The 26,372-nt window shown below is 55.5% G+C and carries 24 protein-coding genes; 14 read left to right on the plus strand and 10 right to left on the minus strand.

Translation table 11 applies throughout. From position 1 onward, the window contains the following. Window positions 1–14 precede the first annotated feature (14 nt). Entirely contained in the window at window positions 15–866 is an 852-nt protein-coding gene (locus EYC98_RS13995; RefSeq protein WP_279245960.1) for an SDR family NAD(P)-dependent oxidoreductase, read from the plus strand. 42 nt (window positions 867–908) lie between these two features. Here EYC98_RS13995 and EYC98_RS14000 read toward each other — a convergent pair whose 3' ends face one another. Further along, window positions 909–1,679: a ferredoxin--NADP reductase gene (locus tag EYC98_RS14000; protein ID WP_279245961.1), complete on the minus strand. Its 771-nt coding sequence runs from the start codon at window positions 1,677–1,679 to the stop codon at window positions 909–911. A 115-nt stretch (window positions 1,680–1,794) separates the two neighbouring features. On the opposite strand from EYC98_RS14000, the gene EYC98_RS14005 reads away from it, so the two are divergent. The 4 genes from EYC98_RS14005 to EYC98_RS14020 all read left to right on the plus strand — a co-directional run bounded on the left by EYC98_RS14005 (window position 1,795) and on the right by EYC98_RS14020 (window position 4,518). After that, the gene (locus EYC98_RS14005) at window positions 1,795–2,679 is read left to right on the plus strand and encodes a LysR family transcriptional regulator (RefSeq protein WP_279245962.1); all 885 of its coding nucleotides are present in this window, start codon (window positions 1,795–1,797) and stop codon (window positions 2,677–2,679) included. 27 nt (window positions 2,680–2,706) lie between these two features. Next, window positions 2,707–3,129, plus strand: a complete 423-nt coding sequence (gene arfB / locus EYC98_RS14010) for an alternative ribosome rescue aminoacyl-tRNA hydrolase ArfB (RefSeq protein WP_279245963.1) — start codon at window positions 2,707–2,709, stop codon at window positions 3,127–3,129. Between the two features lie 6 nt (window positions 3,130–3,135). Continuing rightward, window positions 3,136–3,660 carry a SprT family zinc-dependent metalloprotease gene (locus EYC98_RS14015; RefSeq protein ID WP_279245964.1) on the plus strand — a complete coding sequence of 175 codons (525 nt, stop codon included), beginning with the start codon at window positions 3,136–3,138 and terminating at the stop codon, window positions 3,658–3,660. Window positions 3,661–3,726: 66 nt separating this feature from the next. After that, window positions 3,727–4,518, plus strand: coding sequence for a class II aldolase/adducin family protein (locus EYC98_RS14020; protein WP_279245965.1), 792 nt, complete (start codon window positions 3,727–3,729; stop codon window positions 4,516–4,518). On the opposite strand, the gene EYC98_RS14025 is transcribed toward EYC98_RS14020, so the two are convergent. The 5 genes from EYC98_RS14025 to EYC98_RS14045 form a co-directional block, all read right to left on the minus strand. Further along, window positions 4,510–5,925 (minus strand): carotenoid oxygenase family protein, encoded by a 1,416-nt coding sequence (locus EYC98_RS14025; protein WP_279245966.1) that lies wholly within the window; start codon window positions 5,923–5,925, stop codon window positions 4,510–4,512. The genes EYC98_RS14020 and EYC98_RS14025 overlap by 9 nt on opposite strands. Before the next feature lie 46 nt (window positions 5,926–5,971). Next, window positions 5,972–8,389 carry a TonB-dependent receptor gene (locus EYC98_RS14030; protein ID WP_279245967.1) on the minus strand — a complete coding sequence of 806 codons (2,418 nt, stop codon included), beginning with the start codon at window positions 8,387–8,389 and terminating at the stop codon, window positions 5,972–5,974. 403 nt (window positions 8,390–8,792) lie between these two features. Next, the gene (locus EYC98_RS14035; protein WP_279245968.1) at window positions 8,793–10,745 is read right to left on the minus strand and encodes a pyrroloquinoline quinone-dependent dehydrogenase; all 1,953 of its coding nucleotides are present in this window, start codon (window positions 10,743–10,745) and stop codon (window positions 8,793–8,795) included. An 85-nt stretch (window positions 10,746–10,830) separates the two neighbouring features. After that, window positions 10,831–11,493 (minus strand): peptide-methionine (S)-S-oxide reductase MsrA, encoded by a 663-nt coding sequence (gene msrA, locus EYC98_RS14040; protein WP_279245969.1) that lies wholly within the window; start codon window positions 11,491–11,493, stop codon window positions 10,831–10,833. A 38-nt stretch (window positions 11,494–11,531) separates the two neighbouring features. Then, a complete protein-coding gene (locus EYC98_RS14045; protein WP_279245970.1) occupies window positions 11,532–13,643 on the minus strand; it encodes a molybdopterin-containing oxidoreductase family protein in 2,112 nt (703 codons plus the stop codon). Window positions 13,644–13,781: 138 nt separating this feature from the next. On the opposite strand from EYC98_RS14045, the gene EYC98_RS14050 reads away from it, so the two are divergent. From EYC98_RS14050 to htpX, 7 genes are all read left to right on the plus strand, one after another. After that, window positions 13,782–14,375 (plus strand): UbiX family flavin prenyltransferase, encoded by a 594-nt coding sequence (locus EYC98_RS14050; RefSeq protein ID WP_279245971.1) that lies wholly within the window; start codon window positions 13,782–13,784, stop codon window positions 14,373–14,375. Window positions 14,376–14,439: 64 nt separating this feature from the next. Continuing rightward, complete coding sequence (locus EYC98_RS14055; RefSeq protein WP_279245972.1) at window positions 14,440–16,374, plus strand: alkaline phosphatase D family protein; 1,935 nt, start codon at window positions 14,440–14,442, stop codon at window positions 16,372–16,374. A gap of 134 nt (window positions 16,375–16,508) precedes the next feature. Beyond that, window positions 16,509–16,697, plus strand: a complete 189-nt coding sequence (locus EYC98_RS14060) for a hypothetical protein (protein ID WP_279245973.1) — start codon at window positions 16,509–16,511, stop codon at window positions 16,695–16,697. Then, window positions 16,698–17,390, plus strand: a complete 693-nt coding sequence (locus tag EYC98_RS14065) for a VWA domain-containing protein (protein ID WP_279245974.1) — start codon at window positions 16,698–16,700, stop codon at window positions 17,388–17,390. A 9-nt stretch (window positions 17,391–17,399) separates the two neighbouring features. Next, entirely contained in the window at window positions 17,400–18,119 is a 720-nt protein-coding gene (locus EYC98_RS14070) for a DnaJ domain-containing protein (protein WP_279245975.1), read from the plus strand. 117 nt (window positions 18,120–18,236) lie between these two features. Continuing rightward, on the plus strand, window positions 18,237–18,575 hold the full coding sequence (locus EYC98_RS14075) for a hypothetical protein (RefSeq protein ID WP_279245976.1): 339 nt from the start codon (window positions 18,237–18,239) through the stop codon (window positions 18,573–18,575). A gap of 191 nt (window positions 18,576–18,766) precedes the next feature. Continuing rightward, a complete protein-coding gene (gene htpX, locus EYC98_RS14080; RefSeq protein ID WP_279246088.1) occupies window positions 18,767–19,654 on the plus strand; it encodes a protease HtpX in 888 nt (295 codons plus the stop codon). Between the two features lie 15 nt (window positions 19,655–19,669). Here htpX and EYC98_RS14085 read toward each other — a convergent pair whose 3' ends face one another. The 4 genes from EYC98_RS14085 to EYC98_RS14100 form a co-directional block, all read right to left on the minus strand. Next, a complete protein-coding gene (locus EYC98_RS14085; protein WP_279245977.1) occupies window positions 19,670–20,380 on the minus strand; it encodes an EthD domain-containing protein in 711 nt (236 codons plus the stop codon). A 30-nt stretch (window positions 20,381–20,410) separates the two neighbouring features. Further along, window positions 20,411–20,755 carry a nuclear transport factor 2 family protein gene (locus EYC98_RS14090; RefSeq protein WP_279245978.1) on the minus strand — a complete coding sequence of 115 codons (345 nt, stop codon included), beginning with the start codon at window positions 20,753–20,755 and terminating at the stop codon, window positions 20,411–20,413. Between the two features lie 133 nt (window positions 20,756–20,888). Continuing rightward, window positions 20,889–21,941 carry a BtrH N-terminal domain-containing protein gene (locus EYC98_RS14095; protein WP_279245979.1) on the minus strand — a complete coding sequence of 351 codons (1,053 nt, stop codon included), beginning with the start codon at window positions 21,939–21,941 and terminating at the stop codon, window positions 20,889–20,891. 67 nt (window positions 21,942–22,008) lie between these two features. Then, window positions 22,009–23,013, minus strand: coding sequence for an LLM class flavin-dependent oxidoreductase (locus tag EYC98_RS14100; RefSeq protein ID WP_279245980.1), 1,005 nt, complete (start codon window positions 23,011–23,013; stop codon window positions 22,009–22,011). Between the two features lie 87 nt (window positions 23,014–23,100). Here EYC98_RS14100 and EYC98_RS14105 point away from each other — a divergent pair, with 87 nt between their 5' ends. Both EYC98_RS14105 and EYC98_RS14110 read left to right on the plus strand, forming a co-directional pair. After that, window positions 23,101–25,170, plus strand: a complete 2,070-nt coding sequence (locus EYC98_RS14105) for a DUF3604 domain-containing protein (protein WP_279245981.1) — start codon at window positions 23,101–23,103, stop codon at window positions 25,168–25,170. After that, on the plus strand, window positions 25,167–26,366 hold the full coding sequence (locus EYC98_RS14110) for a CaiB/BaiF CoA transferase family protein (protein ID WP_279245982.1): 1,200 nt from the start codon (window positions 25,167–25,169) through the stop codon (window positions 26,364–26,366). Before EYC98_RS14105 ends, EYC98_RS14110 begins: the two co-directional genes overlap by 4 nt. The last annotated feature ends 6 nt before the right edge of the window (window positions 26,367–26,372 follow it).

Below are 26,372 nucleotides of genomic sequence, written 5' to 3' on the forward strand. Positions count from 1 at the left end.
GGAGACTGAAAGCTATGGCAAGATTAGAAGGAAAACGGGCAGTGATTACGGGCTCTTCGCGCAGCCTGGGCCGGCATTTTGCACTGGCTATGGCACGCGAAGGTGCCTCGCTGATCATCAACGGTACCAACCAAACTGCGCTCGAGGCCACCGCCGATGAACTGCGCGCGCTGGGCGCGAATGTCCACTGCGTGGCGGGCTCAGTCGCCGAGTCTGCGGTCTGCAGCGAACTGGTCAATACCTGCGTTGAGAAATTTGGCGGCATCGACATTATGGTCAACAACGCCGGTATTGTGCGCGACCGCACGCTGATGAAAATGAGCGACGAGGACTTTGACGAGGTCATTGGCGTAGACCTGCGCGGACCGTTCATGTGCACAAGGCAGGCAGCTCAAGCCATGCGTGAACAAGAATCCGGTGGCCATATCATCCAGATTACCTCAGCGTCAGGGCTCATTGGGAATTTCGGCCAAACCAACTATGCGGCCGCCAAGGCCGGGCTTATGGGCATGATGTATACCGCCGCCAAAGAGCTATCGCGCTATAACATTCGTAGTAATGCCATGTGGCCGGTAGCTCGCACGGATATGACCCAACCGCTGGTCGACAAGGCTGACATGAGTGCTAAGGAAATGGGCTTTGGCGAGCCTGAGGATGTGGCGCAGGGACTGGTCTGGTTAGCCAGTGACGCCGCTGCCGCCATGAACGGCCAGTGCCTGACCTGCAACGGCCATAAAGTGGCGCTGTGGCACTCTCCCGCAGAAGATCATATCAAGCAGCAGGATAGCCCGCTAAGCATCGAGGACATTGAGGCACATTTCGCCGGGGTAGATCCACTGCCTGTCTATAGCAGCCGCGGCAAGTAATGGGGGGGGCTTGCGCTCCCGTGCAAGCCCCGAAGATTTAGCCTATTCGACGAAGGCACGCTCCACCACATAATGACCCAGCTCGCCATTGCGCGTCTCACGGAAACCACCCTGCTTGAGTAACCCGGTCAGGTCCTTAAGCATTGCCGGACTTCCGCACAGCATAAAACGGTCATGCTCAGGGTCTAACGCCGGTAAACCAAGATCCCGAGTCAGTTTTCCGATACGCATCAGGTCAGTGAGACGTCCGTTGGTCTGAAACTTCTCACGGGTCACCGTTGGGTAGTAAATCAACTTCTCGCGCACCACGTCACCAAAATACTCGTTCTGGGGTAAATGGTCAGTAATGATGTCCTGATAGGCCAACTCATCAACGTAGCGGCACCCGTGGGTCAAAATAATCTTGTCAAAATTTTCGTAAATCTCCGGGTCGCGAATAATGCTCAGGAAAGGCGCCAACCCGGTGCCAGTCGCCAACAGGTACAAATGCTTACCGGGTAACAGGTTGTCTTCTACCAGCGTACCGGTCGCCTTGCTGTTTACCAGAATCTCATCGCCCACATTGATATGTTGCAGCTGTGAGGTGAGCGGACCGTCCGCAACTTTGATGCTGAAGAACTCCAGCTCTTCGGCATAGTGTGGGCTCGCCATGCTATAAGCACGCAGCAGTGGTCGCCCCTCCTGTTCCAGGCCTATCATGGTGAAATAGCCGCTCTTGAAACGAAAGCCGGGATCACGAGTGGTTTTGAAACTGAACAGGTTGTCAGTCCAGTGATGCACCTCGGTGACTTCTGCACGCAGTAATTCAGCCATGTCCGTGACTCCTTAACTCTTGAATTGGACTCCAGCATAATGCGCGCCGTTATATTTATAAAACGGTTAATAATGATATATAATATCGCTTTTACCGATATAAGGAGTACAGCTCTTGCGCTATACCCTGCGTCAGTTGGAAGTTTTTCTGGCTACAGCCAACAGTGAGAATATCAGTCGCGCTGCAGACCAGTTAGCCATGTCACAGTCAGCCGCCAGCGGTGCTTTACGCGAGCTGGAAAACCAGTTTCAAGTGCAGCTATTTGACCGCGTCGGCAAACGCCTGCATCTCAACGAACGCGGCAGAAGCCTGCGTCCCAGCGCTCAGGCACTGATCGAGCAAGCAGCCACTATCGAGAGCGAATTAGCTGGGCAGGCCACTAGCGGTCACCTGCGTATCGGCGCCACTTTGACCGTCGGCAATTACCTGGCGGTCGGCATGATCGCGCAATTTCGCGAGCAGTACCCACAGGCCAGTGTCGCATTGGAGGTTGCCAACACTGAGCATATCGCCGCAGCTGTCGCTAACTTTCAGCTCGATGTCGGGCTCATTGAAGGCGAGCTGCACCATCCGGAGTTAGACATTATCCACTGGCGCGACGACGAGCTGATCGCCTTTGCCGCACCCGACCATCCGCTGGCCCAGCGCAAGTCACTGCAAGACGATGACCTCAAAAAAGCCCGTTGGATAGTTCGGGAACCCGGCTCCGGCACCCGCCAGACCTTTGATCGCGCCATGCACGGCTTGCTCAGCGAACTGGAGATTGATCTGGAGCTGCAGCATACCGAAGCCATCAAGCGTGCCGTAGAGGCTGGGCTTGGTATCGGCTGCCTGTCCAGAATCTGTCTGAAGGAAGCTTTTGCCCGCGGTTCTCTGGTGCCTCTGGACATTCACTGGCGTGACTTCAGCCGCAGCTTCAGTATTATCTTGCATCGCCATAAATATCGCGGTCCGGCGTTGCTGAACTGGTTGCAGTTGTGCCATACAATGCCCGTCTGAAGTTACTATCGAAAACCGGTCCAATCGATGCCAGATTTACAAATCAACAGCCATTTGCGAGTCCCGGAAGCTGAGCTTGAGTGGCAGGCCATCCGTGCGCAGGGTGCCGGCGGACAGAACGTTAACAAGGTCTCCAGCGCCATTCACCTGCGCTTTGATGTGCCCCGTTCCTCACTACCGGAATACTGCAAGGAACGACTGCTGGCCCTGCGCGACCAACGCCTGACCAAGGACGGCGTGCTGATCATCAAGGCACAACGCTTCCGCACGCAAGAAAAAAACCATGACGACGCCTTGCAACGGCTTCGCGAAATTATCCTCAAGGCACTCGTTGTACAAAAACCACGGCGCGCTACCAAGCCAAGTCGCAGCTCGCAGCGCAAGCGAGTCGACAAAAAAACCCAACGCGGACACACCAAGCAGCTGCGCGGTAAAGTGCAGGATGATTGAACGGCAATGATCGAACCCATAGACGATGAGCGCCGCGCCGAGGTGATCGCGGCCACGAATCAGTACCTGCAGCTGGCCGAGACCGTGTACCAACACCCGCTGAAAGAAGTCCAAATACGCTTCGATCTTCCCGGCAGTAGCGCCGGCATGTTTAAAGTCGCAGGCGGCAACCGCATTATTCGCTACAATCCCTGGCTGTTCGCAAAATACTACCCCGAGAACCTGACCGGTACAGTGCCGCATGAGGTGGCGCACTTTGCGGTGCACTGCCACTACCGACGCCGGGTTAAACCCCATGGGCCGGAATGGCTGGCGCTAATGCAAGCCTTCGACGCTGACCCCAGCGTCACCTGCAGCTTTGATCTCAGCGGCATTCCCCAGCGCCGCCAAACGCGCTACAACTACCGCTGTGATTGCCGCCTGCACGAAGTCTCAGCCCGGCGTCACAACACCATGGTGAGGGGCAAGGGACGCTATCAATGCCTGCAATGTAAAGGTGAACTAACGCCCACCCAACTGCCGTTTGAGTAGCCACGGCGTTTCGCCCTCCCCGCCCAAAGCAGCTATACTCGTTTTTCCCTCGACTGGAGCAGAACTATGAATCAACCCGCCAATGACATCATCATGAACCGCGAAGCTGGTGGTGACATGATGAAAATGCCTGAAACTCCTGACGAAATTCGTGAGGATCGCAAGAACAAACTAGCCGCCGCGCTGCGCCTGTTCGGTAAATTTGGTTTTGATGAGGGCGTCGCTGGTCACATTACTGTCCGCGACCCGGAGCGTACCGACCACTTCTGGGTTAACCCCATGGGCAAGTCGTTTAAACTAATGACCGTATCGGACCTGCTGCTGGTCAGCCACACCGGCGAAATTGTGGAAGGCCATGGCATGCTTAACGGCGCTGCGTTTACTATTCACGCCAATATTCACATGGCCAATCCAAACGTCACTGCGGCCGCCCACTCGCACTCGATTTACGGCAAAGCCTGGTCCAGTCTGGGACGCCTGCTTGACCCACTCACTCAGGACGCCTGCGCTTTTTACGAAGACCATGTGCTGTTTGATGATTTTACCGGTGTCGTGCTGGACAACAGCGAAGGTGTTAAAATTGCCGAGGCATTGGGCGACGCAAAAGCTGCTATTTTACAGAACCATGGCCTGCTGACCGTGGGAGAGACCATTGAAGCTGCCGCCTGGTGGTTTATCACCATGGAGCGCAGCTGCCAGGCCCAGCTCATGGCAGAAGCCGCTGGCACGCCCAAGCTGATCCGTCCCGAAGCAGCCAAGCAGACTTTCAAAACTGTCGGTGTTCCGATAGCCGGCTGGTTCAATTTTCAGCCGCTGTACCAAACTATCATTGACGAACAACCAGAGCTGCTAAGCTAGCTGCTCTTCATCAACCCACTCACCGTGGAAGCCCTGCGGCACACGCACCGGTAGTTGTACTTTCGCAACCGGTGCGGCTTTGATGTTATTGGCATCCAGAATCCACAGCGCGCTCTTCTGGTCACGTCGGTCATAGACATAACTCAGCAAATAGCCTTCATCTTCAGCCTTGGACGTGGGTACGAAAAACGCCTCGTTAGGCGCAAAATGTGAGGCCAGATCGTGACGTTCACTACTGCCGAGTTGCATATCAAACTTCATAAACCCGGTGGCCCCGTCGTATGCCATTTCGCCTAGTGACTCCTCCGCGCTAAGGCCATACCCATACCGGTAAGGCCGCGTCCACAATCCTCGGTGTATTTGCGGAAATTCCATGGCCTGCTCATCGCGACGATCAACCGCCACTGAACCGGTTGTCAGATTCATGGTAAACCGCGTCAGGTAGGCCGGATGGTTAAAATCGTGTGAGTCCTTTACCCATAGCTTTTCGTAACGGGCGGCATCCAGTACCACCTCGTCGCCCTGCTCAAACGCATTCATAGTGTGGAAGATAAAGCACGGAGGGACATCAAACCAACGCACATCCGCGTCTTTGCCGGTGCGCGGCATAATACCAAACCGACAGGGCGCGGAATCATCCCAGCGAAACGGCAGACCATCGCCGGTCACCGCCAGCCGCATCGAAAATATAATCGGCATTTCCATGAAGATGACGTAATTTTCGGTCACCGCAAAATCATGCATCATGCTTGGGCCTTTAGTGGTAATAGGCTCAACCTGCACCATCTCACCGGCAGCGTTAGCTCGCATATAGGTTAAATACGGCTCCATGACGTTATAGCCGAATAGAATCAGCTCTCCGGAGACCGGGTCGACCTTGGGATGTGCCGTCATATTTGTCTTTAAACGACCTGCGTAATTGTAGGGGCCTATGGTCGCCAGATCCGTGGGATCAATTTCATAGGGGTAGCCAAACTCGCCCAACGACAGTAGCTTGCCACCGTGATGAATGAGCGAAACTGCACTGCTAGTATCCGCCAACTTGGGCGGGCCCATGCCGCCGGTTTCTTCGCGCAGCACCGGTGTATCAACGTAGCGATTGCGGTACCAGAGTGCCTTACCGTTTTGCAGTCGCAGCCCGTGCAGCATTCCGTCGCCACCAAAAAAATGATCGCTGGGACCGGTGTGCTCGTTGGGACCATTGCGCACGTAGAGTCCACTAAGCTCGGGAGGTATGGCGCCCTCCACCTTTAGGTCAGTGACCGTAACCTGCTCTGAAACGGGCGGATAGTTTCCCTCACGCCAGAACATATAAGGCTGCTCTTTACTGCAACCTGCCAACAAACCGGCACCGCCCAGACCAGCAATTCCAGCCCCTGTATAGCGTAGGAAATCTCTGCGTTGCATAGCCTGCCCCTGGTCCCCTTCGAGCCCGTCAGTCACACCTGATCGATTAGAACGACCACTTCAATTCGGCGCCATACATGCGCGGCGCATTGGCGGCATAGCCACCGACACCCGCCGACTCCAGCAGAGCAGTGCCACCGACCACGTAATCTTCGTCGGTCAGGTTGGTTCCATACAGAGAGCCAATCCATTTGCCATCGTTCGATATCCAGGTAACTCGCCCGCTGACATCAAATTGCTCGTCCTCCAGCCACAGTTCGGTAACGCAACTGGTGGAGTCAAAACAGTAATCAACGTTTTTCTTTAAACTGGCCTGCAGGCGCGGAATAATCGCGCCAATGCCCGTGTTAAACGTGTACTGGGCCGCCAGGAAATAGGTTTCCTCTGGCAGGCGGGGCAAATTCTCATTGGAGCGATCTACGTTGCACTCATCAACCAGGACCAACGCCAAGTTAATACGATCACAGCCATCGGAGATAGGATCGCCAGCCTCCGCGTAGAGTAATTGCACATCCTCAAATTCATCGATATCACCATCGTTGAAGGTGGCATTGAAGAACAGTTCAAGATTTTCCGTGGCCAACCATATGGTTTCTATCTCGATCCCACTGATGGTGGACTTGGCGGCATTGATGGTCGCGCCAGCCGGCGAGTTTGTAGTCGTGTTTATCACCAACGTAGTCAACTGGCGATTAGTGTAATCCGCGTAAAACATCGCCGCATTGAGCCGCAAACGCCGATCGAGAAGATCGAGTTTGATACCCAGTTCGTAGTTAGCGACTTCCTCCGGCTCGAAGGTCTCCAGCTCTCCGCTGGGCGCTTCTGATAAACCCCCAGACAGAAACCCCTCACTGTAGGTCAGGTAGATACTGCCAGTATCCACCCAGCTCCAATCGGTAATCAGATACTGTAGGCTACCCATGAAACTGGTGTCATCGGCTCCAACATCCTCCTGAGTGTAATCGGTTTCGGCAAAATTAAAATTAGGATTGTACTCAAACACACTACGATCCACCGACCAGGCACCTGTGAAGGCAGCATTGACCGCGCCGCCATTTTGGTCCAGCGTGGCTGGCTCAAGTGCATAGCGCTGACGCGACAATTCACGCTCTTCGTCGGTGTAGCGAATGCCCAGCGTGGTGCGCCAGTTATCATTAAACGACCACTCCACCTGAGAGAATGCCGCGAACGCTTTGTTCTTTGCCTCCAGTAAGGTAGACGTGCTGTTAAGCATAAACAAGCCGCCGATACCGGGATCAAATGGACCCAGGAAATTGGTCGCTATGTTGCCATCGGTTTGCTCATCGAAGTAAAAGAAGCCGGCCACATATTGCAACCGGTCATCGGCTGCGCTGCCGCTTAACTCGAACTCCTGCGTGTATTGATCGGTTTCCCGATGCGAACTTTGCGGATGCACTAATTGCGTACGATGCAGCCAGGGTAGACCGGTATGATCCAACTCATCGTCCTGAGCCGCTTTGGTATAACGCCAGGCGCTCACACTCTTAAACGACATATTGTCGTTAATTTCCCACTCAGCGGTGAACGACAGCCCTTTATTCTCGGCTTCATAGCCACCACCAAGATCTGATATCACCTTTCGATCGTCACCCAAATCTGCAGCGTCCTGACAGAAATCATCGTAAGTGCGACCGGTCGAGGGTGTTACCTGCAGCGTATCAAACAAAGCTGCCTGCCACCCCGTTACGCCATCGACTGGCACACAACGCTGGGGCCGCGCTTTCTGGTCGGTATCGGCATAGTTGGCATTCAAGTCCAGGGTCACGGTATCGCTGGCATTCCAGCGCAACTGCCATATGGCGTTGACCCGCTTTTCATCAACGTAATCGTCACCATCGAACTGGTTCTCAATGTAGCCATCGCGATTAACACTATTGACCGACAGACGCGTCGCAAAATCTTCCCCAAGAGGAATGTTAATCATGGCTGAGCCATCCATGCGGCCGTAATTGCCTACCCGCGCCTCAATGCTGCCCTGAAACTCGTCCTGCGGCCGATTGGTAGTAAAGACCAGCGCACCGCCAGTAGTATTCTTACCAAATAGAGTACCCTGTGGGCCCCGCAGCACCTGTACTGAAGCAATATCATTAAGATCCAGCAAGGCACCATCAGGACGACCTACGTACACATCATCGATATAGATTCCCACACCGGAATCAATGTTCGGGCCACTGTTGCGTTGTCCGATACCGCGAATATATATATTGGCCAAAGGTGCATTGCCGTTAGCCGACTGCACCTCAATATTGGGTGCTATGGAGTTGAGATCAGCCAGATTACGAACCCCGGCCTCGCGCAGGGCTTCCGCGCCCAATGCGGTTACCGCAATAGGCGTCTCTTGCAGACTTTCCTGGCGCTTTCGCGCGGTGACAATAACTTCTTCGAGAATAGCGTCCTCTGCCATCACCACCGGACTGGTGGCGGTTCCCAACAGTGTGCTCACGGCCAGAGCCATAACGCACGGTTTGCAAAAAGCTCGCGTCGACTTAGCTATCATCAGCAATACCTCAATTTATTATTAGTAGTTAGGGTCGTCTAAGACTGATAGAGCTCCACTGTAAGAAATTATGCACTGCGGCACAAGGTAATTGACGGCGCATTTTCCCGCCATCCTAACACCGCTTAATAGGTTCGTTAGCACTGCCTTAGAACGCCCATCAGACGCTATCAGTGCGCGACCCAGCCACCCCGGGGGTGCTCGCTGGCAAGCGTGCGGCCTCCTCTGTCGATTGTCGTAATATAGGTAAACCCGATCCAGAAACTGACTGTGGCCTTGGAATACTTCAGGAAAATTCAATAGAAACCCGTGCGCCTGTTATGGCCGAAAGAATTCGGGATCAGCAGTTCTATTTAACCGGTAAGGCAAATGCCATGATGTGGTCTCCCGGCGGGCTACCACCGCCCCAGTGACCACCAGCGGCGATCAACACATATTGACGGTCACCTACCTGGTAAGTCATAGGCACCGCATTTGCCCCTGTCGGCAGCTTGCCCTCCCATAACTGCGCCCCGGTTTTTACATCAAACGCGCGCAGGGTGTGGCTATTGGATATACCCGCGAACACCAGCCCACTATCAGTCATCATGACTCCGCCCAGCCCCGGTAAGCCCTTGATCCACCAGACCGGGAACGGCGCCAGATTGCGCGTGGTACCCAGCGGTACACTCCACAGGACTTTACCCGCATTGAGATCTATTGCATCCAGCGTACCCCAGGGCGGCTTAGTACACGGTATCCCCAGCGGAGACATAAACATGCCGACTTGCACGCAGTGCGGTGTGCCCTTCATCTGTTGCGACACTCCCTCGCACTGCTGGCGAGGAATGAGCCGCGTTATGCCCGGAACCCGGTTTGTATACACCACCATCACTCCGCTATCCGGGTGGATAGCCGGTGAGCCCCAGTTATTGCCGCCTGCGTTGGCCGGGCTGTTGAGCGTGCCCTCAACAGAGGGCGGTGTGTACCAGCCGAGGTTGTTGTACTCGGCTATTTTCTTGGCACAGGCCCATTGATCCACTAACACCATGCCCCAGACATCATCCGCAGTAACGATGGGATCAACAAGATGGGGGATATGGGTTGGAAAGGGCTGGGTCGGAGACAAGTACTCGCCCACCACTGCTCCAGTCTGCGGCACCGGCCGTTCTTCTACCGGCCACAGCGGTTCACCGGTTTCCCTGTGCAGCGCAAACGTCATCCCCATCTTGGTGACCTGCACTACCGCTGGCACGGTTTCACCATCGACCTGTAAATCCACCAGCGTGGGTTGTGCGGGCACATCGTAATCCCATATATCATGATGAACGGTCTGAAAGTGCCAAACCAACTCACCGGTGGAGCCTCGCAGCGCCACTACAGAACTTGAATAGTAGTCCGACCCTTGCCGATGACCGCCGTAGTAATCTGGTGTGGTATTACCCGTCGGCAGAAACACCAGGTCGCGCTCCTCATCAACAGAGATAATCGACCACACATTGGTTGTACCCGCCCGAAACTCACCCCCTGCCTCCAGAGTGCGATCGCCCGGTGCAACCGGGTGCCAGGCCCACACCAACTCACCCGTGCGCACGTTGTAAGCACGAATAACACCACTGGGTGAATCTGTGCGCTGATTGTCCAGCACCAGCGCGCCGGTAATGACGTTTTCACCCAGGATAGCTGGCGGCGAGGTTATGCTGTATTCAGCCGGGTGATGCTCGACCATACCGTGGCTGGTATCGACCTCCCCGGTATCACCAAAGTCTTCACAGCGTCGACCGGTGGCAGCGTCCAGAGCGATCAAACGCGCGTCCAGGGTTCCCAGTAAAATTCGGTGTTCACAAAAACCCTGTTTACCTGATTGCCAGGAACTGACCCCACGACAATTGGACAGTAAATCGGCGTAGTGATCAATCTCTGGGTCGAACACCCACAGTTCTTCGCCGGAGTTAGCATCCAATGCGAACACCCGGTTAAAAGGTGTGCAGTAGTAAAGCCGGTCTTCCACAACAATCGGCGTTACCTGCAGTGAACTTTGGCTGATATAGCCTTGCGGAAGAAATCCTTGCGCTGACCCGGGTATTTTACCGGCCTCGCGGATATCACCCGAACGGTGCTCCCACGCTAATTCCAGGTGCGCCACGTTCTCGGGCGTTATTTGATTGGCGCGAGAAAAGTGACTGCCGCCTGCTGTCGCCCCATAGGCAGGCCACTCGCTGGGTACGCCAAGGGGAATTTCGCCAAGACGTTCGGGCGCTGGCGTGCAGGCGACGCTTAACAAGAAAGCCAGAGCCAAGGTCGATAAGTAATATCTATTCACGATAGGAAACCTTCGATCCTCATGGCCCGAGCTTTCATCGGCAGCATTTATAGAGCGTTTGCGTAAGCTCCGGCAGGCACGGCAATCAGACGGCGACGCCAGCCACTCCCTGTGGACAGCTGACACCGGTGCCACCAAGACCGCAATATCCGCCGGGATTCTTCGCCAGATACTGCTGGTGATAATCCTCGGCGTAATAAAAGGCGGTGGCTTCTTCTATTTCTGTAGTAATCGCGCCCACACCGGCAGCATCCAGAGCCTGCTGAAACGCGGCCAGAGAAGCTTCTGCTGCAGCTTGCTGAGAGCTGCCGAAGGTGTATATTCCAGACCGATACTGGGTACCCATATCATTGCCCTGACGCATACCCTGAGTCGGGTTATGTCCCTCCCAAAAGTGTTTCAGTAATGTTCCATAATCTACCACTGACGGGTCAAAAACGACCAGCACCACCTCATTGTGTCCGGTCTGACCACTGCAGACTTCCTGATAGCTAGGATTGGGGGTGACGCCAGCGGCATAGCCGACAGCGGTGGTATAAACACCGGGGATCTGCCAGAAAATGCGCTCCACACCCCAGAAACAACCCATGCCAAATACCGCCTGCTCCAGATGTTCCGGAAAGGGGGGCTGCAGCGGATTGCCATTCACATAGTGCTGCGCGGGCACGGGTATAGCGGTGTCACGCCCGGGCAAAGCGCTGGCTGCGTCTGGAATACTGTGCTTCTTGCGAATACCAAATAAACTCATTGTTCTAACATCCTTCTGCTGACTTTCTTACCTGCGTCTTACACTACCTCCAGACGCACCGGAAAACCACTCATTCGCGGCATAGCATTAATCGAAGCCAGGTCACTACTGGTGCTTATCAGTAGATTGGTATTACTGCCCTGCTCCAAATAATCATCCGCATCAGGCAAACCACCGAAGCCGTGACTGACTGACACGACACCCTGTCGCACGCTAGGATCAGCCGCTGCGATCGCCTCAATGCTGCCATGCTCCGAGCACACACGCAGTCTGTCGCCATCGGCACAACCTTCCGCCTGCAGGTCCAATGGGTTAACAAAGACCCGGTTATAAGGCACCCTTTGTTTAATGGACGGCAGGTCGCGACAGGCACTGTTAAGCGTGTCACGCATGCGCCGCACCGCAAACCGATAACCAAAGTCACGACTGGGTGCCTGAGCATAGACAGACTGCAGCTCCGCCGCGACATCGGCGGGTAGTAGACTAAAACGAGTCTGCAGCGCCGGGTCAGCTGCTGTTACCCGCTGCGGCTTATCCACGTACACTCCGCGCTCATGCGCCTTGAGATGTTCGAGGTCAAAGTCCGCGTGGACCATCGCAATCTGCAACAAGTCCTCGGTGGTGGGCGCCTCGCTCATATCAAGTGGCGTTTCAAAATAATGCAGCGTCACGTCCAGACGTCGCGCCAGTTCCCAGAAGTAATGATGATCGTCATACACTTCCGCCCCACTTGGCGGAGTCGCTACAGCAGGCGTGTAACGAGTATAGGGTGCAAAGGTCACCAACTCTTCGTAGATAAATAGCGGCAGGTCGGCCCGCTCGTAGGGCAATGTCGGCGGCAGTATGTAGTCAGCCAGTTGCGCAGTAACGCTCATGAAAGGCTCAATGACTACCAGCAAATCCAATGCGCGCAGTGCCTCCAAGATGCGCCGCTGATCTGGCACCGCGGCGGCCGGGTTACCGCCGTGAACGATAAGACAACGCACTTGCCCGTCACCGGGCTGCAAAATTTCTTCAGCTAAAGTACCGGTTGGTAACTCCTCTTCGATCAGACCGTAATCACCAACGCGGCTTTGATAACCCTGCTCCCACCAGCGCGGCGCTGGAATCACCTGGGCCGGACGCGGCCAGCGCGGCTTCAGTACGCCCGGATTAGGAACCTCCTCTCCCTCGCGAAGAAAGCGGCCGCAAATTACGTTCAGCGTTTCTATTAAGTGTTCCGCCAGATTCGGATAAGCCGACATGTCCGGACCCGTTGCGCTGGTGGCGCAACCGCGACTTGCATCATAAGCAAAAGCGCGGGCTACCGCGTATAACTCAGCACTGCTGATGCCAGCGCGAGAGGCGACCCAGTCCGGCGTGAAGTTCGCCACTGCAGACCTCAGCTCATCGAGCTGTCCGGCATGGTCGGCACAGAATTCTTTATCCTCCCATCCCTCTTTCAAAACGATATGAAGAAGACCTGCCATCACTGCAGCATCCTCTCCCGGCAGTACCTGCAAATGAAGATCGGCGAACTTGGCTGTTTCAGTTTCCCTGGGATCCACAACAATTAACTTCATGCCGCGCTCACGCGCTGCCTTGAGGCGCTTGACCGGATTGCGGTTGTCAAAGCCTGTGGTAGAAATTGTTACCAGCGGATTAGCGCCTAAAAGCAGCAGCACCTCGGCTTTGTCGAAAGGATCGCGACCGGCGGGCCAGATACCAATACGGCCAGCACTCACCGCTTTAGAAGATTGATCAATAGTGACCGAAGAAAATGACTTATGACTGCCAAGTTCCTTGAGCAAGCTTGCCAGCAGCTTAACCGAAGAAGATGTGAAGAAACCGCCGCCGCCTTTATAGCCGGCAATACTGTCGGGGCCATAGCTATCGCGCAGCGTGCTGATGCGTTCGGCAATTTCGTCCAGCGCCTGGCTCAATTCCACACGCGCAAAGGTGCCATCAGGCTGACGCTTCAGTGGGTGCAAAATACGCTCGGGGCTATTGTGAGACTCCGTGGCTTTCATGCCTTTGTAACAGGCGAAGCCGAGCGTCTGCGGATCATCCTGATCCCCACGAATACTCTGCAAGCTACCCTGGTCATCCACCTCAACGACTACCCCGCAATGCCCCATACACATGCGACAAAAAGACAGTGCCTGCTTCATTCCGAACCCCACTTAACTGAATTATGGCTGTCCGACAGTGTACCGCCGAATCGCGACGGCTTCATCGTCCATAAGCAGTAGAAGCTTTGACCCTGATTTCAGATTCTGCGATGCTCTCACGTCAGCAAAGGACAGCTCATGAAAAAGCGAATTATAATTGGTATCAGCGGCGCCTCAGGCGTCATCTACGGCATTCGGGCCCTACAACACCTGGCCGAAATGGATACCATCGAAAGCCACCTGATCATCAGCGACGGCGCGGCCTTGAACATAGCCGTGGAGACTGATTTCAAGGTGGCTGATGTTAAGGCCATGGCTGATGTGGTTCACAGCAACGACAACCTCGCTGCGGGTATTGCCAGTGGCTCCTACCGGGCCGATGCCATGGCAGTGGTGCCCTGCAGCATCAAAACGCTGTCCGGTATCGCCAATTCCTACGCCGACAACTTGCTGGTTCGGGCCGCCGATGTCACTCTCAAAGAGCGCCGGCCACTCATTTTAATGGTCCGCGAAACGCCATTACACAAAGGCCACCTGGAACTGATGACCCGTGCCGCAGACTATGGTGCAGTTATTCTGCCACCCGTCCCGGCCTTTTATCAGCAACCTGCCAGCGTCACCGAAATCGTCGACCAGAGCGTGGGCAAATTATTCGACTGTCTCGACATAGAACATGACCTGATGCGGCGCTGGGGCGGCAAAAAGACCAAACCCACCAGCTCTGGGCAATAGCGCCTGCTGGTCAAATAGTCTAAGTTAGTCCGGTTAATCACAGTAATCATTAAGAGGCATGAGCATGACCCTCCGACGTCGCAGTTTCCTGCAGCTGGCTGGCACCTGCCTGGTAACTGCCACCGCACCCTTTAGTGCGACACTGATTGCCGCCGTCCCCAGCACCACAAGAATCAGTTTCCCCCAGGGCGTTGCCTCAGGCGACCCCACTGACAGCAGCGTTATTTTGTGGACGCGCGCGGAACCGCTGCAAGCCGGAAACGTAGAACTCGTATTGCAGGTTAGCCTCAACGACGACTTTGAAAGTGTTGTAGCCGAACAAACACTGATTGCACTGCAAACCGAAGATTACACCGTGCGCGCCCATGTTAAGGGCTTGAACGCCGGGCAACATTACTTCTACCGCTTTGTCGCCAAGGCTGGCGGAGAATCACGTCGCGGGCGCACTATGACCGCACCCAGTGCCGACAGTGAACAACCGGTGAACCTCGCCTTTGCCAGCTGCCAGAACTTCGAACTGGGTTATTTTGGCGCGTGGCGGCGCATGGTAACCGAAGACAGCGCCCGCCCGGCGGACGAACAAATTCAGTTTGTACTGCACTTGGGCGACTTCGTTTATGAACGGTATCAGAACCAGGTCGTCGAAGGTGATCGCGTTATACGTGATTTCCCCGCTTATCCTGACGGCTCCAAGGCAGAGACCGGCAGTCGGACCTGGGCCCGCACACTCGCCGATTACCGTCATTTATATAAAACCTACCTGAGCGATCCTGATCTGCAGGACGCCCGTGCCCGCTGGCCCTTTATCTGTACCTGGGACGATCATGAATTTACCAACAATTCGTTTCAACACTTCAGCACCTACGACGATGTGATCAAACCAGAACTACAGCGCAAACAGGATGCCAACAAGGCCTGGTTTGAGTTCATACCGGCGCACGTAGAGGACGACACCGACAATCTTCAGATATATCGCGATCTGCGCTGGGGTATGCTTGACCTTTTCCTAACCGACTTACGCTCATACCGCAGCGCTCCACCGGTGCCCAGCGGATTGATTGAGGAACTGGGTCTGGCGGCGATACCGCTAGAGTTGATCGATATCTGCGATGCCGGGCGCAACTACAATGGCGGCCAGGCACCTGAACTGCTGCCCTTTGGCGACGGCACCACAGCGAACCCGGCCCTTGCACGCGAGCCAGCCAGTCTCTTCGGTACCACCCAAAAACAATGGTTTCGTGACAAACTGGGTAGCTCCGACGCGCACTGGAAGGTCTGGGGCAACAGCTTGCCAGCACTGCCTATGAGACTGGACCTTAGCAGCATACCGCTACAGGGCCTCGACGACTCGGCCCTCTCGCAGGACTCCTGGAGCGGCTTCCCCGGTGAATACCGCGAATTGATGCAATTTCTGGAAAGCGAACAGATAGGTCCTCTCGTATCCTTGTCCGGCGACCACCATTGCCAGTCTGCCGGCACTCTGGTGCTCGACCAGTCTGAGCCGGACTCACCGCCAGTAGCGGTGGATTTCAATGTGACCGGCATCAGTTCAACGCCCATGCATACCTACGTCTGGCACTCCGCCAGCGGCGGCAGCAGCCCTACTTTTATGGACATGGTGAAGTGTGAACTTGAGGGTAAGCCGGTCAATACGTTCAATATGACCATGACTCAGGGTTCACTGGCAGCTATCGCTTACGCCAATAGCGGCTGGGAAACACTGTCCGACTGGCTCGGCCCCAACCACGCCAACCCCGGACTGAGCTATATTGACAGTGACAGCAATGGCTATGGTTTGGCGAGTTTTAGCTTGCAGCAGTGCTCGGTGCAGTTAGTCACTATCGTTCCACCCACGCAACCAACAGGGCCAGATGGAAGTGCTATTCAACATGTGGCGAACTTCAGTCTACCCCATTGGTCCAAAAATCAGCGGCCGCAGTTACAGGGCCCAGAATTCAGCGGCAAGCCACCCTTTCCCTGGGACAAAAATCAGAGCTGAAAACTTTGTCATGCAAATGCAACAAAAAATCGCTATCCTAGACTCACCTTATAGGTAAACCATGAAGAAAGATTACCCGGGAAAGCGGTAATCAGTCGGACCATAGAGACGAAAATAGAAGAGAAAGTAACGTTATGAACACGGTAAACAATTTTAACGCTTCCGAGCTATGCAGCTCCAAGTTATGGGAAGTCATCAGCAAGCACGCGCAGGAAAGAGACACTACTTCAGAGCTTCAAGCGGCCATAGAAGAACTGGCAACGCGTAGGCACTACCTGCAAGAACTGGAGTCCATGGGCTTATTCACAGCCCATCGTCGTTGATTGGCACAGCCACCCAGCCGCCGCTCCAGCAGCGGTGAGATTGCCCAGTTTCTCAATCGCAGTAAGCAAGTAGCGACATCAGCCGCAGCAGGCGCGCGGCTGATTTTTGCCGTCGATGCCACTGCCAGTCGCCAACCCACTTGGGATCAGGCCAGCAAGCTTCAGGGTGAAATGTTTCTCAGCACCAGCAATTTGGGCGGTCTGGCCGTACAGCTCTGCTACTACCGAGGCTTCAATGAGCTGCGTGCCAGCCAATGGCTGCAAGACGAAGCGGCCTTATTGCGACAGATGAGTGCAGTGCGCTGTGAAGGCGGGTTAACCCAAATTCAGCGGCTACTGAACCACGCCCTGCGCGAACACCGCGCCCTACCCGTCAAGGCCATGGTCTTTATTGGCGATGCCATCGAAGAAAGCGTTGATGCGTTATGCGGCAAAGCTGGCGAAGCCGGTCTGGCAGGGCTGCCCCTGTTTATGTTTCAGGAAGGCCGCGAGCGCAAAGTAGAGCAAGGCTTTCGAACTATGGCGCGCCTGAGCGGTGGTGCGTATGCGCGTTTCGACCATCACAGTGCCGCACAATTGGCTGCACTACTGGGTGCGGTGGCGCGTTATGCGGCGGGAGGCCGTTCGAGTCTGTTGGAATACGAGCAAAACTCCGACAGCGAGGTTAAACTGTTGCTTGATCAACTCAAGTAAGGCGTTGTTGTGCCCAGATTAATCCTGCTACTGGCGATAATGTTCGCTGGCTATATCATTTACCAGCGTATCAAGTCGCAAACTCCTGCGCAGCGCAAAAAATCCTACATCCAACTGGGGCTGGCAAGTTTAGTGATTGTGGTCGTGGTAGCCACGCTGACCGGACGCATGCACTGGCTGGGAGCCGCTATAACCGGACTCGTCGTGGGCGCCAGCCGTCTGCTGCCTATGCTTATTCGTATGTTCCCGGCGCTACAGTGGCTGCATCGAAAACACGCCGCAGCGCAGCCCGGTAGCGGTAACCAACAGTCCAGTGTCGAAACCAGTATTTTGCGCATGAGCCTGGATCACGATACGGGCGCTATGAACGGAGAAGTCATCAGCGGCGAATTCGCCGGCCAATTCCTCAACGACCTTGATCAATCACAGCTACTCCGCTTACTCGATTGGGTGCAGAAATCTGATCAAGACTCCGCACGTTTGCTGGAGACGTACCTGCAAAAACGCTTTGGCGATGAGGCCACGTTTAGCCGCACGCCCCCGGCCGACAGCAACGGTTCCATGAATCGGAGCGAGGCGCTCGCGGTGCTGGGTTTGAGTGAAGAGGCCAGCGATGAGGAGATAGTCGCAGCGCATCGTTCCTTGATACAAAAATTGCACCCCGACCGCGGTGGCAATGATTACCTTGCCGCCAAAATCAACCAGGCCAAAGACCTGCTACTGGCTTAATCTGCAACCTGGGCAGCACGGATTACCTGACTGCAATAGGCTGGCAGCGCCAGACTGATACCGCTACACTGCGCGCGCGCTGACGCCAAAACACAACCGAAGGAGAGCATCGCAGCAATGAGTGAAACATTTCTGGTCTGTAATCAACTGCAACAATTCTGGGGTAAGAAAAAGGCCTGGGTGGATGGCAGCGACCGCAAGCGTATTCTCTGCAACAAGCATGAAGACGAGGCGGTCAACCTGCTGGTTGAACTCAGTTCCAAAGATATAGACCTGCGCGGTCAGGTGACCCCTGCAGAGTTGGACGACAAGGGCTTACCCGTCGTCGAGCCTAGTGCCCACCGCATTGTAGAAGTAGAAATTCCAGTACCCGAGTCAACTCCCGAGTCAGTCACTACACCCGTCGCCGAAACGGCTGATGACGATGCCAGAGCATCGGAAATCACAGCATCCTGATTATTATTATTTTATAATATTCAATAGCTTAGGGTTTACTTGTAAAGTATTTAGTTAAAAGATCGAGGCTATTGTAGATACGATCGTCGCCAGGGTCTAACTGCAACAAAGCGGTCAATAGCCTTTAAAACCATTAGAATGTCCCCATATTCACAATCTATTCAACTGTTAACAATGGAAACATTTTCATGATGCGCATCCTGCTTTTTCTGGCCACCAACTTTGCCATCTTGCTGGTTGCAGGCGTGGTACTCAACCTGCTCGGCTTTGACTCAATCATGGCCGCCAACGGGGTCGATCTTAACCTCAGCGCCCTGTTAGTGTTCTGCGCCGTATTTGGTTTCGGCGGCTCTCTAATATCACTGTTCATCTCCAAATGGATGGCCAAGCGCGGTACGGGCACTGTCATCATCGAACAGCCTCGTGGCGCCGATGAGACATGGCTTGTGCAGACCGTCAAAGAGCTGGCCGCTGAAGCTGGCATCGGCATGCCTGAGGTGGGTATTTTCCCCAGTCAGGCCTCCAATGCCTTCGCCACAGGCTGGAACCGCAACAACGCCTTGGTGGCAGTCAGCGCCGGCTTGTTAGAACGGTTTTCTCGCGATGAGGCACGCGCAGTTCTGGCCCATGAAATCGGACACGTGGCCAATGGCGACATGGTTACCATGACCCTGATTCAAGGTGTGGTGAACACCTTCGTGTTATTTTTCTCACGCATCATCGGCCACACGGTGGACCGGGTGATCTTTAAGAATGAGCGCGGCTACGGTATTGGCTACTGGGTCACCACCATCATCGCCCAGATCATCCTAAGCTTTCTGGCGTCCATGCTGGTCATGTGGTTCTCACGCTGGCGCGAATACCGTGCCGACGCCGCTGGCGCCAGTCTGGCCTCTACCGGCGCCATGGTGGCAGCATTGGAGCGCCTGCGAGCTGAACAGGGACTTCCGCAAGATATGCCGAGCGAAATGGTGGCCTTTGGTATTAGCGAGCAGATGAAGGCAAATGCCACCCGTCTGTTCAGCAGTCACCCGCCGCTGGAAGATCGTATTCGCGCCCTGCGCGAGAATGCAGGCTAAGTGACGGAGGGTCAGCTAGGGCTGGCCCAGCGCCTTCAGGGTGTATTCGCTGGTAGGAATAACATCGATCTTGTCAAAGTCGATAAAGCGCGTGCAGCTGGCAATCATCGCCTGCAGGTTAGCCTGATACTCGACCTCGTCGGCAGCCCCATAAAAGGCGTGCTGTGAGGTCATCGCCTCGGGCGGGAAATGTTCTTCAATAATGGCATCAAACGGTGGCGCGGCGTATGTCATTGGACGCGCTATAACGTTTTGACGATAGCCAAAGGTTGACTGGGTTTCTATCGCTACCTGGGTATGACTGCCATGCCAGATTTCCAGCCACTGCTGTTCACTCAGACGCTGCGGACGCTGCAAGAAAACGACCTGTGCCATGCCATACGTGCGCTCACCCTGCTGCGGCGGATGCTCGGTATTCACAATAGGTTCGGATTCCGTCACCAGATAACCCGCCATACGTTCTACGTACTTTTCAATGGCCGCTTCCAGCGGTTGGCGATAGACCGAGCTATCCAACCACACTGAAATAATAGCATCCATCGTCGGCCGACAATTGCCCTGAGCCAAGCCACTGGCGGCGGCGACATCACTGTCGACGACTGACACGCGCAGCGCGCGTGGCTCAAGGGCCAATAGCTCCGGGCCTAACTGATCCAGCAATACCGCGCGAAACTCATCACCGCTTAACCCGGATGCCTTCCAGACCGGATACATTATTTTTTCCATGGTGCACTGCCTCCCGGATTGAATGTGTGCCTACATACTCCAGTAGGCACGCATAGACACTACCTTACCGGCATCATTGAACTCAAACACGTCGATAATCTCAATGCGCAGATCATCACCGACGACCGCATTAAAAGGAAATGCAACCGCATTGCCAGCGCAACGAGGCGTACCGGTCAGTTCCAGAGTAGTGGGTCCCGGCACTGACATTTCGTAAAACGCTTCGATTGCGGCCATGCCAACATGAGGCTCACTGCCCACAGGGTCTTCAACCACCGCATCGGTGGCAAAAATATCGCGAATAATATCCATATTGGATTCGGCAAATGCTTGTATATAGCGATTCACAACCGCAATTTTGTCAATAGCTTCCACAGTGTTCTCCTTTGATAATTGATGCGCTCAGGGTTGCGGCCAACTATACATCGTTTCGCGGACAGCAGACGTTGCAGGCGTGATTGATAGCCATGGGTTCAATTTCTCGTCCAGAGGCGCCACGGCTTGTGCTTCAGCCGGTGCGCAATACCGTATCGCCCAGGTGACCGAACAGTGAGTATTCGGTTTCGTAAATGTCATCCACCTGCGCCTCTGCCTGCTGCCACAGAGCCTCCTCACCGGGGCGTTCGGCCAACTGCTGCATGGTCGGTGACAAATCGTTCCACAGTACCGCGGCCTGATGCGCCAACTGCTCAGTGACAATACTGACCAGATCCGGGCGCTGCTCGCGAGCCCAGCTCATGAATACTGCAAAGTGATTCCGGAAAAAGCCACCGCCGGTACCATACTTGATAATCGCATTGTCTACGTAACGCACATGATCAGTCGCATCGTCTAACTGGCGCCAGCTATGCAAATGCCGCGAAAACGTCAGCAGCCCTTTCAGCCCCACCGCAATCTCATGGCCTCCGCCACCTTGCGCCGCCCCCATCAGGTCCAGCTGCGAGTGGTCCATACCGTGCATGCGTGTCACCGTCTTATACAACGCCAGCCCGCAGGCATCGGGCAGGCTATGGCGCACCGAACCAGAGGTAAATTGTCCCCAGGCATTGAACGTAGAAATGGCCTCCGGAGGATTGCGACTCAACCGCAGCGCCTGCATGGAACAGGTTTCCGGTTCTGCGCGCACGCGGTCGGCAATGTAAACCTCCTCGCGCTCCTCATCGAAACCCAGCAGCACAAATCGATGGGCGGGAAAATGCACTTTAAACTCACGGTAATCCAGATACAGAATATCGCCACTGAGCATAGTGGGTTTACCGGCGAGCACCGCCTCGCGAACGTCAGCCCAAGCCTTGTCATTATCGGGCTCCGCCTGTTCGCTATAGTCCATGCCCAATGTCTCAGCCAGATCTACCTCCATGGAGGAACCTCGGCCAAATAACATGAAAGGCGGCTTAGCCTGCTCATAGGTGAAAAACACGCTATCGAGCCCAGCGCCCAGCCCGAACACCACGCCCTCATCCAACTCCAGACCGGTGTAGTGATAGATAAGATTACGCATCGCCCCGCTACCGCAGTGGCCGGCCGGAAGATTACGGTAGTTTTCGATCATAGCCCGCATTATCAGGGTTTCCTTCTATTTTCATTACTGTGTTGCGCGCAGTGTGCCATGGTTACGGTTTAGAGTCTCAGCCCTTAAGCTCAGCGCGCACGGTCGGCAATACTTGCTCGGCATAAAGACGCAGGCAATCCCAGCCTGCGTCCAACGGCATACCACCGATAAGCGGATGCACAGTGGCAAAAAATTCAGCGCGGTTCAGATGCCGTTCTATGCACTCCTGCGGGGTAATAATTTCGTAGCGCGCTTCGGCTCGCAGCGCCTCTACGCTGGAGCTGGCAAACTCCAACGGTCGCTGCAGGCCCTCCTCCTTCCAACTGCTATATTCAATCGCCTCCACCAGAAAGTGATGGCCCAGCTGATCCCAGGCAGCCTCCGGGTCATCATGCAAGAACATCACTGAAAAATCTGCCGGCGGCGTATACACAAAACCGTTGCTGTGGCCGTGCTTGGTCAACTCCTCGTAATACAGGGCCTCCAGTTCCGGATCGGCAATGGGCGGACCAAAGGGCAAGCCGCGCCGAGCCGCACGTCGCGCCGCTGGTTTACTCATACCACCCACCAGAAACATCGGATGCGGTCGCTGAAACGGTTTGGGGGTTACATTGATCAGCTGACCGTTGTATTCAAACGGCTCATCGCCCCAGGCCGCCAACAGGGTGTCCAGTACGTGATCCATCCACGCACCGCGCGTTGCATAGGGTTTGTCCATGGCACGAAATTCCTTCTCGCGATAGCCCATGCCTGCCACAAAAGTCAGTCGACCGCCGCTGAGCAGATCAATAACCGCGAGATCCTCCGCCAATCGCACCGGATCGTATAGCGTAACCAACAGCGCCATGATCCCAATGCTGCAATGCTCGGTGCGTGCGGCCAGCGCCGCTGCCATCGTTAGCGGGGACGGCAACCAACCGTTTTCTGCGCAGTGGTGCTCTTCAACATTCACCGAGGAAAAACCTTGAGCGTCAGCGTATTCGGCCATGTCCAAAGCAGCCTGATAACGCAGAGCTGCGGCCTGCGGCTCAGACTCGGTACCGGTGAGGTTTATTCTCAGGTTACTACTTATGTTTGCCACGGCTCAGCCTTCCAATCCAATCGTCAGCGGTTACTATAGACTCAAAATTTTCCCAACAACAAATAATAACCAGGGAAGCTTGTCCCAATGGCTCGATTACTGAAGATACTACTGGCGCTGTGCGTGCTGTTACTACTGACCGCGGCTGCGGCGGCAATGTACCTGCGCTACGAATTTGAGAATGCTCGCAATGAGGCCGTCACCATTGAGCAATATTTCGCTCGGCCTGCTCTGCGCTCCCAGTATGCAGCACCCACACGCGAGCCGTGTCGGCAGGTAGCACCGCAGCGGCAAGCATGGTTTGGCGCACTGCATATACATACCAACGCGTCCTTCGACGCAGCCGCCTTTGGTGTGACCCTTAACGCCGATGATGCCTACGCCTTTGCACGCGGCGCGGCCCGCGAATACCGATTGCAGGACGATGCGGACGATGTTGAGGTACCGATAGTACAACTGTCCAGACCCCTGGATTTTGCTGCGGTTACCGACCATGCCGGTAAGCTGGGCGAACGGCGCATATGTTATGACCCGATGCAGCCGGGCTATGACGCGCTGGCGTGTAAAATCTTTCGCGGCGATCTCCGACTACCGCTGGACGATGCCATGCAGCCGCTGATGCGTCTGGCGTCACAGGCCATTTTCTCAAGCTATCGATCCGCACGTGTCTGCGGTGCCGATGGTGAGGACTGCCGCGAGGAGGCCGCCACCGCATGGCAGGAAAACCAACAAGCCACCGAGCACTGGTACGACCGCTCTGCAGATTGCAGCTTCACCAGCTTTCACGGCTATGAATATACCCTCGCTAAAGACGGCGCTAATTTGCACCGCAACGTCATTTTTGGTTCAGCATCGGTACCCCCAGCGGTGATTAGCGCCCAGGATATGACGCAACCAGAGCAGCTGTGGCAGTGGCTGGAGCAAAGTTGCCACCAGCAGGGCGAAGCCTGCGATGTCATCACCATTCCACACAACAGTAACTGGAGCAGCGGCCGTATGTGGTTCCCCTACTCCCTGCAAACCCATTTGAGCCCTGAGCAGCAACGCGAATTTGCCGCACTGCGACAACGCATGGAACCACTGGCAGAAATCATGCAGGTAAAAGGCGACTCTGAATGCCGCAATGGACTGAGTACTGTCTACGGCGCGGCCGATGAGCTCTGTGATTTCGAAAAACTGCGCCCGCCCACCGAAACTATTGAAGACTGCGGTGAGCTGATGGGCTCCGGCAATATGCGGCTGGTAGGCTGTCTGTCGCGATTCAGCTACGTACGCTACGCGCTCAGCGCCGGCTTGGCCGAGCAGGAAAAACTGGGTGTGAATCCTTTCAGGTTAGGTATTATCGCTGCCACAGACAATCACAACGGCACTCCCACCGCAGACAGCGAAAGCAATTATATGGGCGCGAATGGCCCGGACCGTGAGGCACGTCATCGCCTGCGCGGCACGGTAGAGGTTCCCGGTGGTATCGCCAAGGGCTCGCCGGTGCGCTATAACCCCGGCGGGCTGGCTGGAATCTGGGCACAGCAAAACACGCGGCAGTCGCTGTTCACCGCCATGCGCAACCGCGAAACCTTTGGCACCAGTGGGCCCCGCATCGAGCCCCGTTTTTTTGGCGGCTGGAATGTGCCGGAAACGCTGTGCCAGGACCCCGCTATGATCAGCAAAGCCTATGCAGCCGGGGTGCCCATGGGTGGGGAGCTGAATGGCTCAGCACTGAGCAACGGCGCACCCCAGTTTGTTGTCAGCGCGAATCAGGACCCGCAGGGCATGCCGCTGCAAAAAATTCAGGTCATCAAAGGCTGGGTTGACGCCCAGGGCACGCAGCAGGCTGTTTATGAAGTCGCTGGCAACGGCGCTAACGGCGCCAGTGTCAGCGCCGCCGATTGCACCCCGCAGGGTAGCGGCTTCGCCCAACTCTGCAGCGTCTGGCGCGACCCTGATTTCGATCCCGCGCAGCGCGCGGTCTATTATGCCAGGGTGGTAGAAAATCCAAGTTGTCGCTGGAGCACCTGGCAATGCAATGCAATGCCCGCCGCTGCACGCCCAACCAGTTGCAGCGATCCTGAAGTGCCCAAGTTTATTCAGGAAAGAGCCTGGACCTCGCCGATCTGGTACAACCCGGCCCCCAACGCTAGTGCGGAGACAAAACTGTGAAATCTATTCTTGAAGGTGTGCGTGTACTCGATTTAGCACAAGTGCTGGCCGGGCCATTTGGTGCGGCCATGCTGGGTGATCTGGGCGCCGACGTGGTGAAAATTGAACCCCTACGCGGCGACGAATCACGGCATCTGGGCCCCGCTACCGGCAAGGACAGCGCAATGTTTATTGGCGTTAACCGCAACAAACGCGGCATGGCCATCGACCTCACTTCAAGCGCAGGCCAGGAAGTGCTGCAGCGCCTGGTCAGCGGCGCCGACATCATCGTTGACAATATGCGCCCCAGCGCCAAAGCGCGTCTGGGTATCGACTACGCAACTCTTGAGGCTATCAACCCGCGTATTATTGCTGTCAATGTCAGCGCCTTTGGCACCAGCGGTCCCTATGCGGGCCGACCCGGCATTGATCCTCTGGCGCAGGCGCTGGGAGGTATAATGTCGATCACCGGGCATCCTGGGGCGGCACCACTGAAGACCGGCAGCCCCATCGTCGATGCCACCACCGCACACCTGGTGGTAATTGCCGCTCTGGCAGCGCTGCGCCGCCGCGACCATACCGGGCATGGCGAACTGATCGAGGTTAATCTGCTGGACGCCCTGTTCAACCTGCAACCCACCATCATGTCCCAATATATGGTCGCCGATTACGTGCAACCGCCCACCGGTTGCGGCAGTGAACTGATGGCGCCTTACGGTCTGTTCCAGAGTCTTGAAGGCGACTACTGGCAAATTACTGCATTGACACAGAAGTTCTTTGGCAATTTGTGCAAAGCCCTTACCGCCGAGCATCTGCTCGACAACCCCGACTACGCCACCAACGAACTACGCATGCAAAACCGCGCAATATTGGAGCAGGAACTGGCGGCACTAGTGAGCCGCTTTGAATCGACTGACCTGGCGCAACGCTTCGCTAACAATGACGTAATGGCAGCTCCGGTCAATTCCATTCCCGCCGCCACCCGCGACCCCCAGCTACTCCATAACGGCATGATCACCCACACCGAGCACGCCGCGCTGGGAACCATCAAAACCGCAACCTTACCCTTGCACTTCAGTGCTGAGAACCAGCCGGGCGCTCCGAGTGCTGCACCCGTTCTGGGACAGCACAATACCGAGGTACTCGTGGAACTGGGTTACAGCCAGGAAGCGATCAGTGAACTGCTGGTACAGGGCGTGTTGCACAGCGAAGGCTGAGTTCTA

Origin of the sequence: Candidatus Litorirhabdus singularis, from assembly GCF_026262625.1 — a bacterium.
Taxonomy (GTDB): Bacteria; Pseudomonadota; Gammaproteobacteria; order Pseudomonadales; family Halieaceae; genus Litorirhabdus; species Litorirhabdus singularis.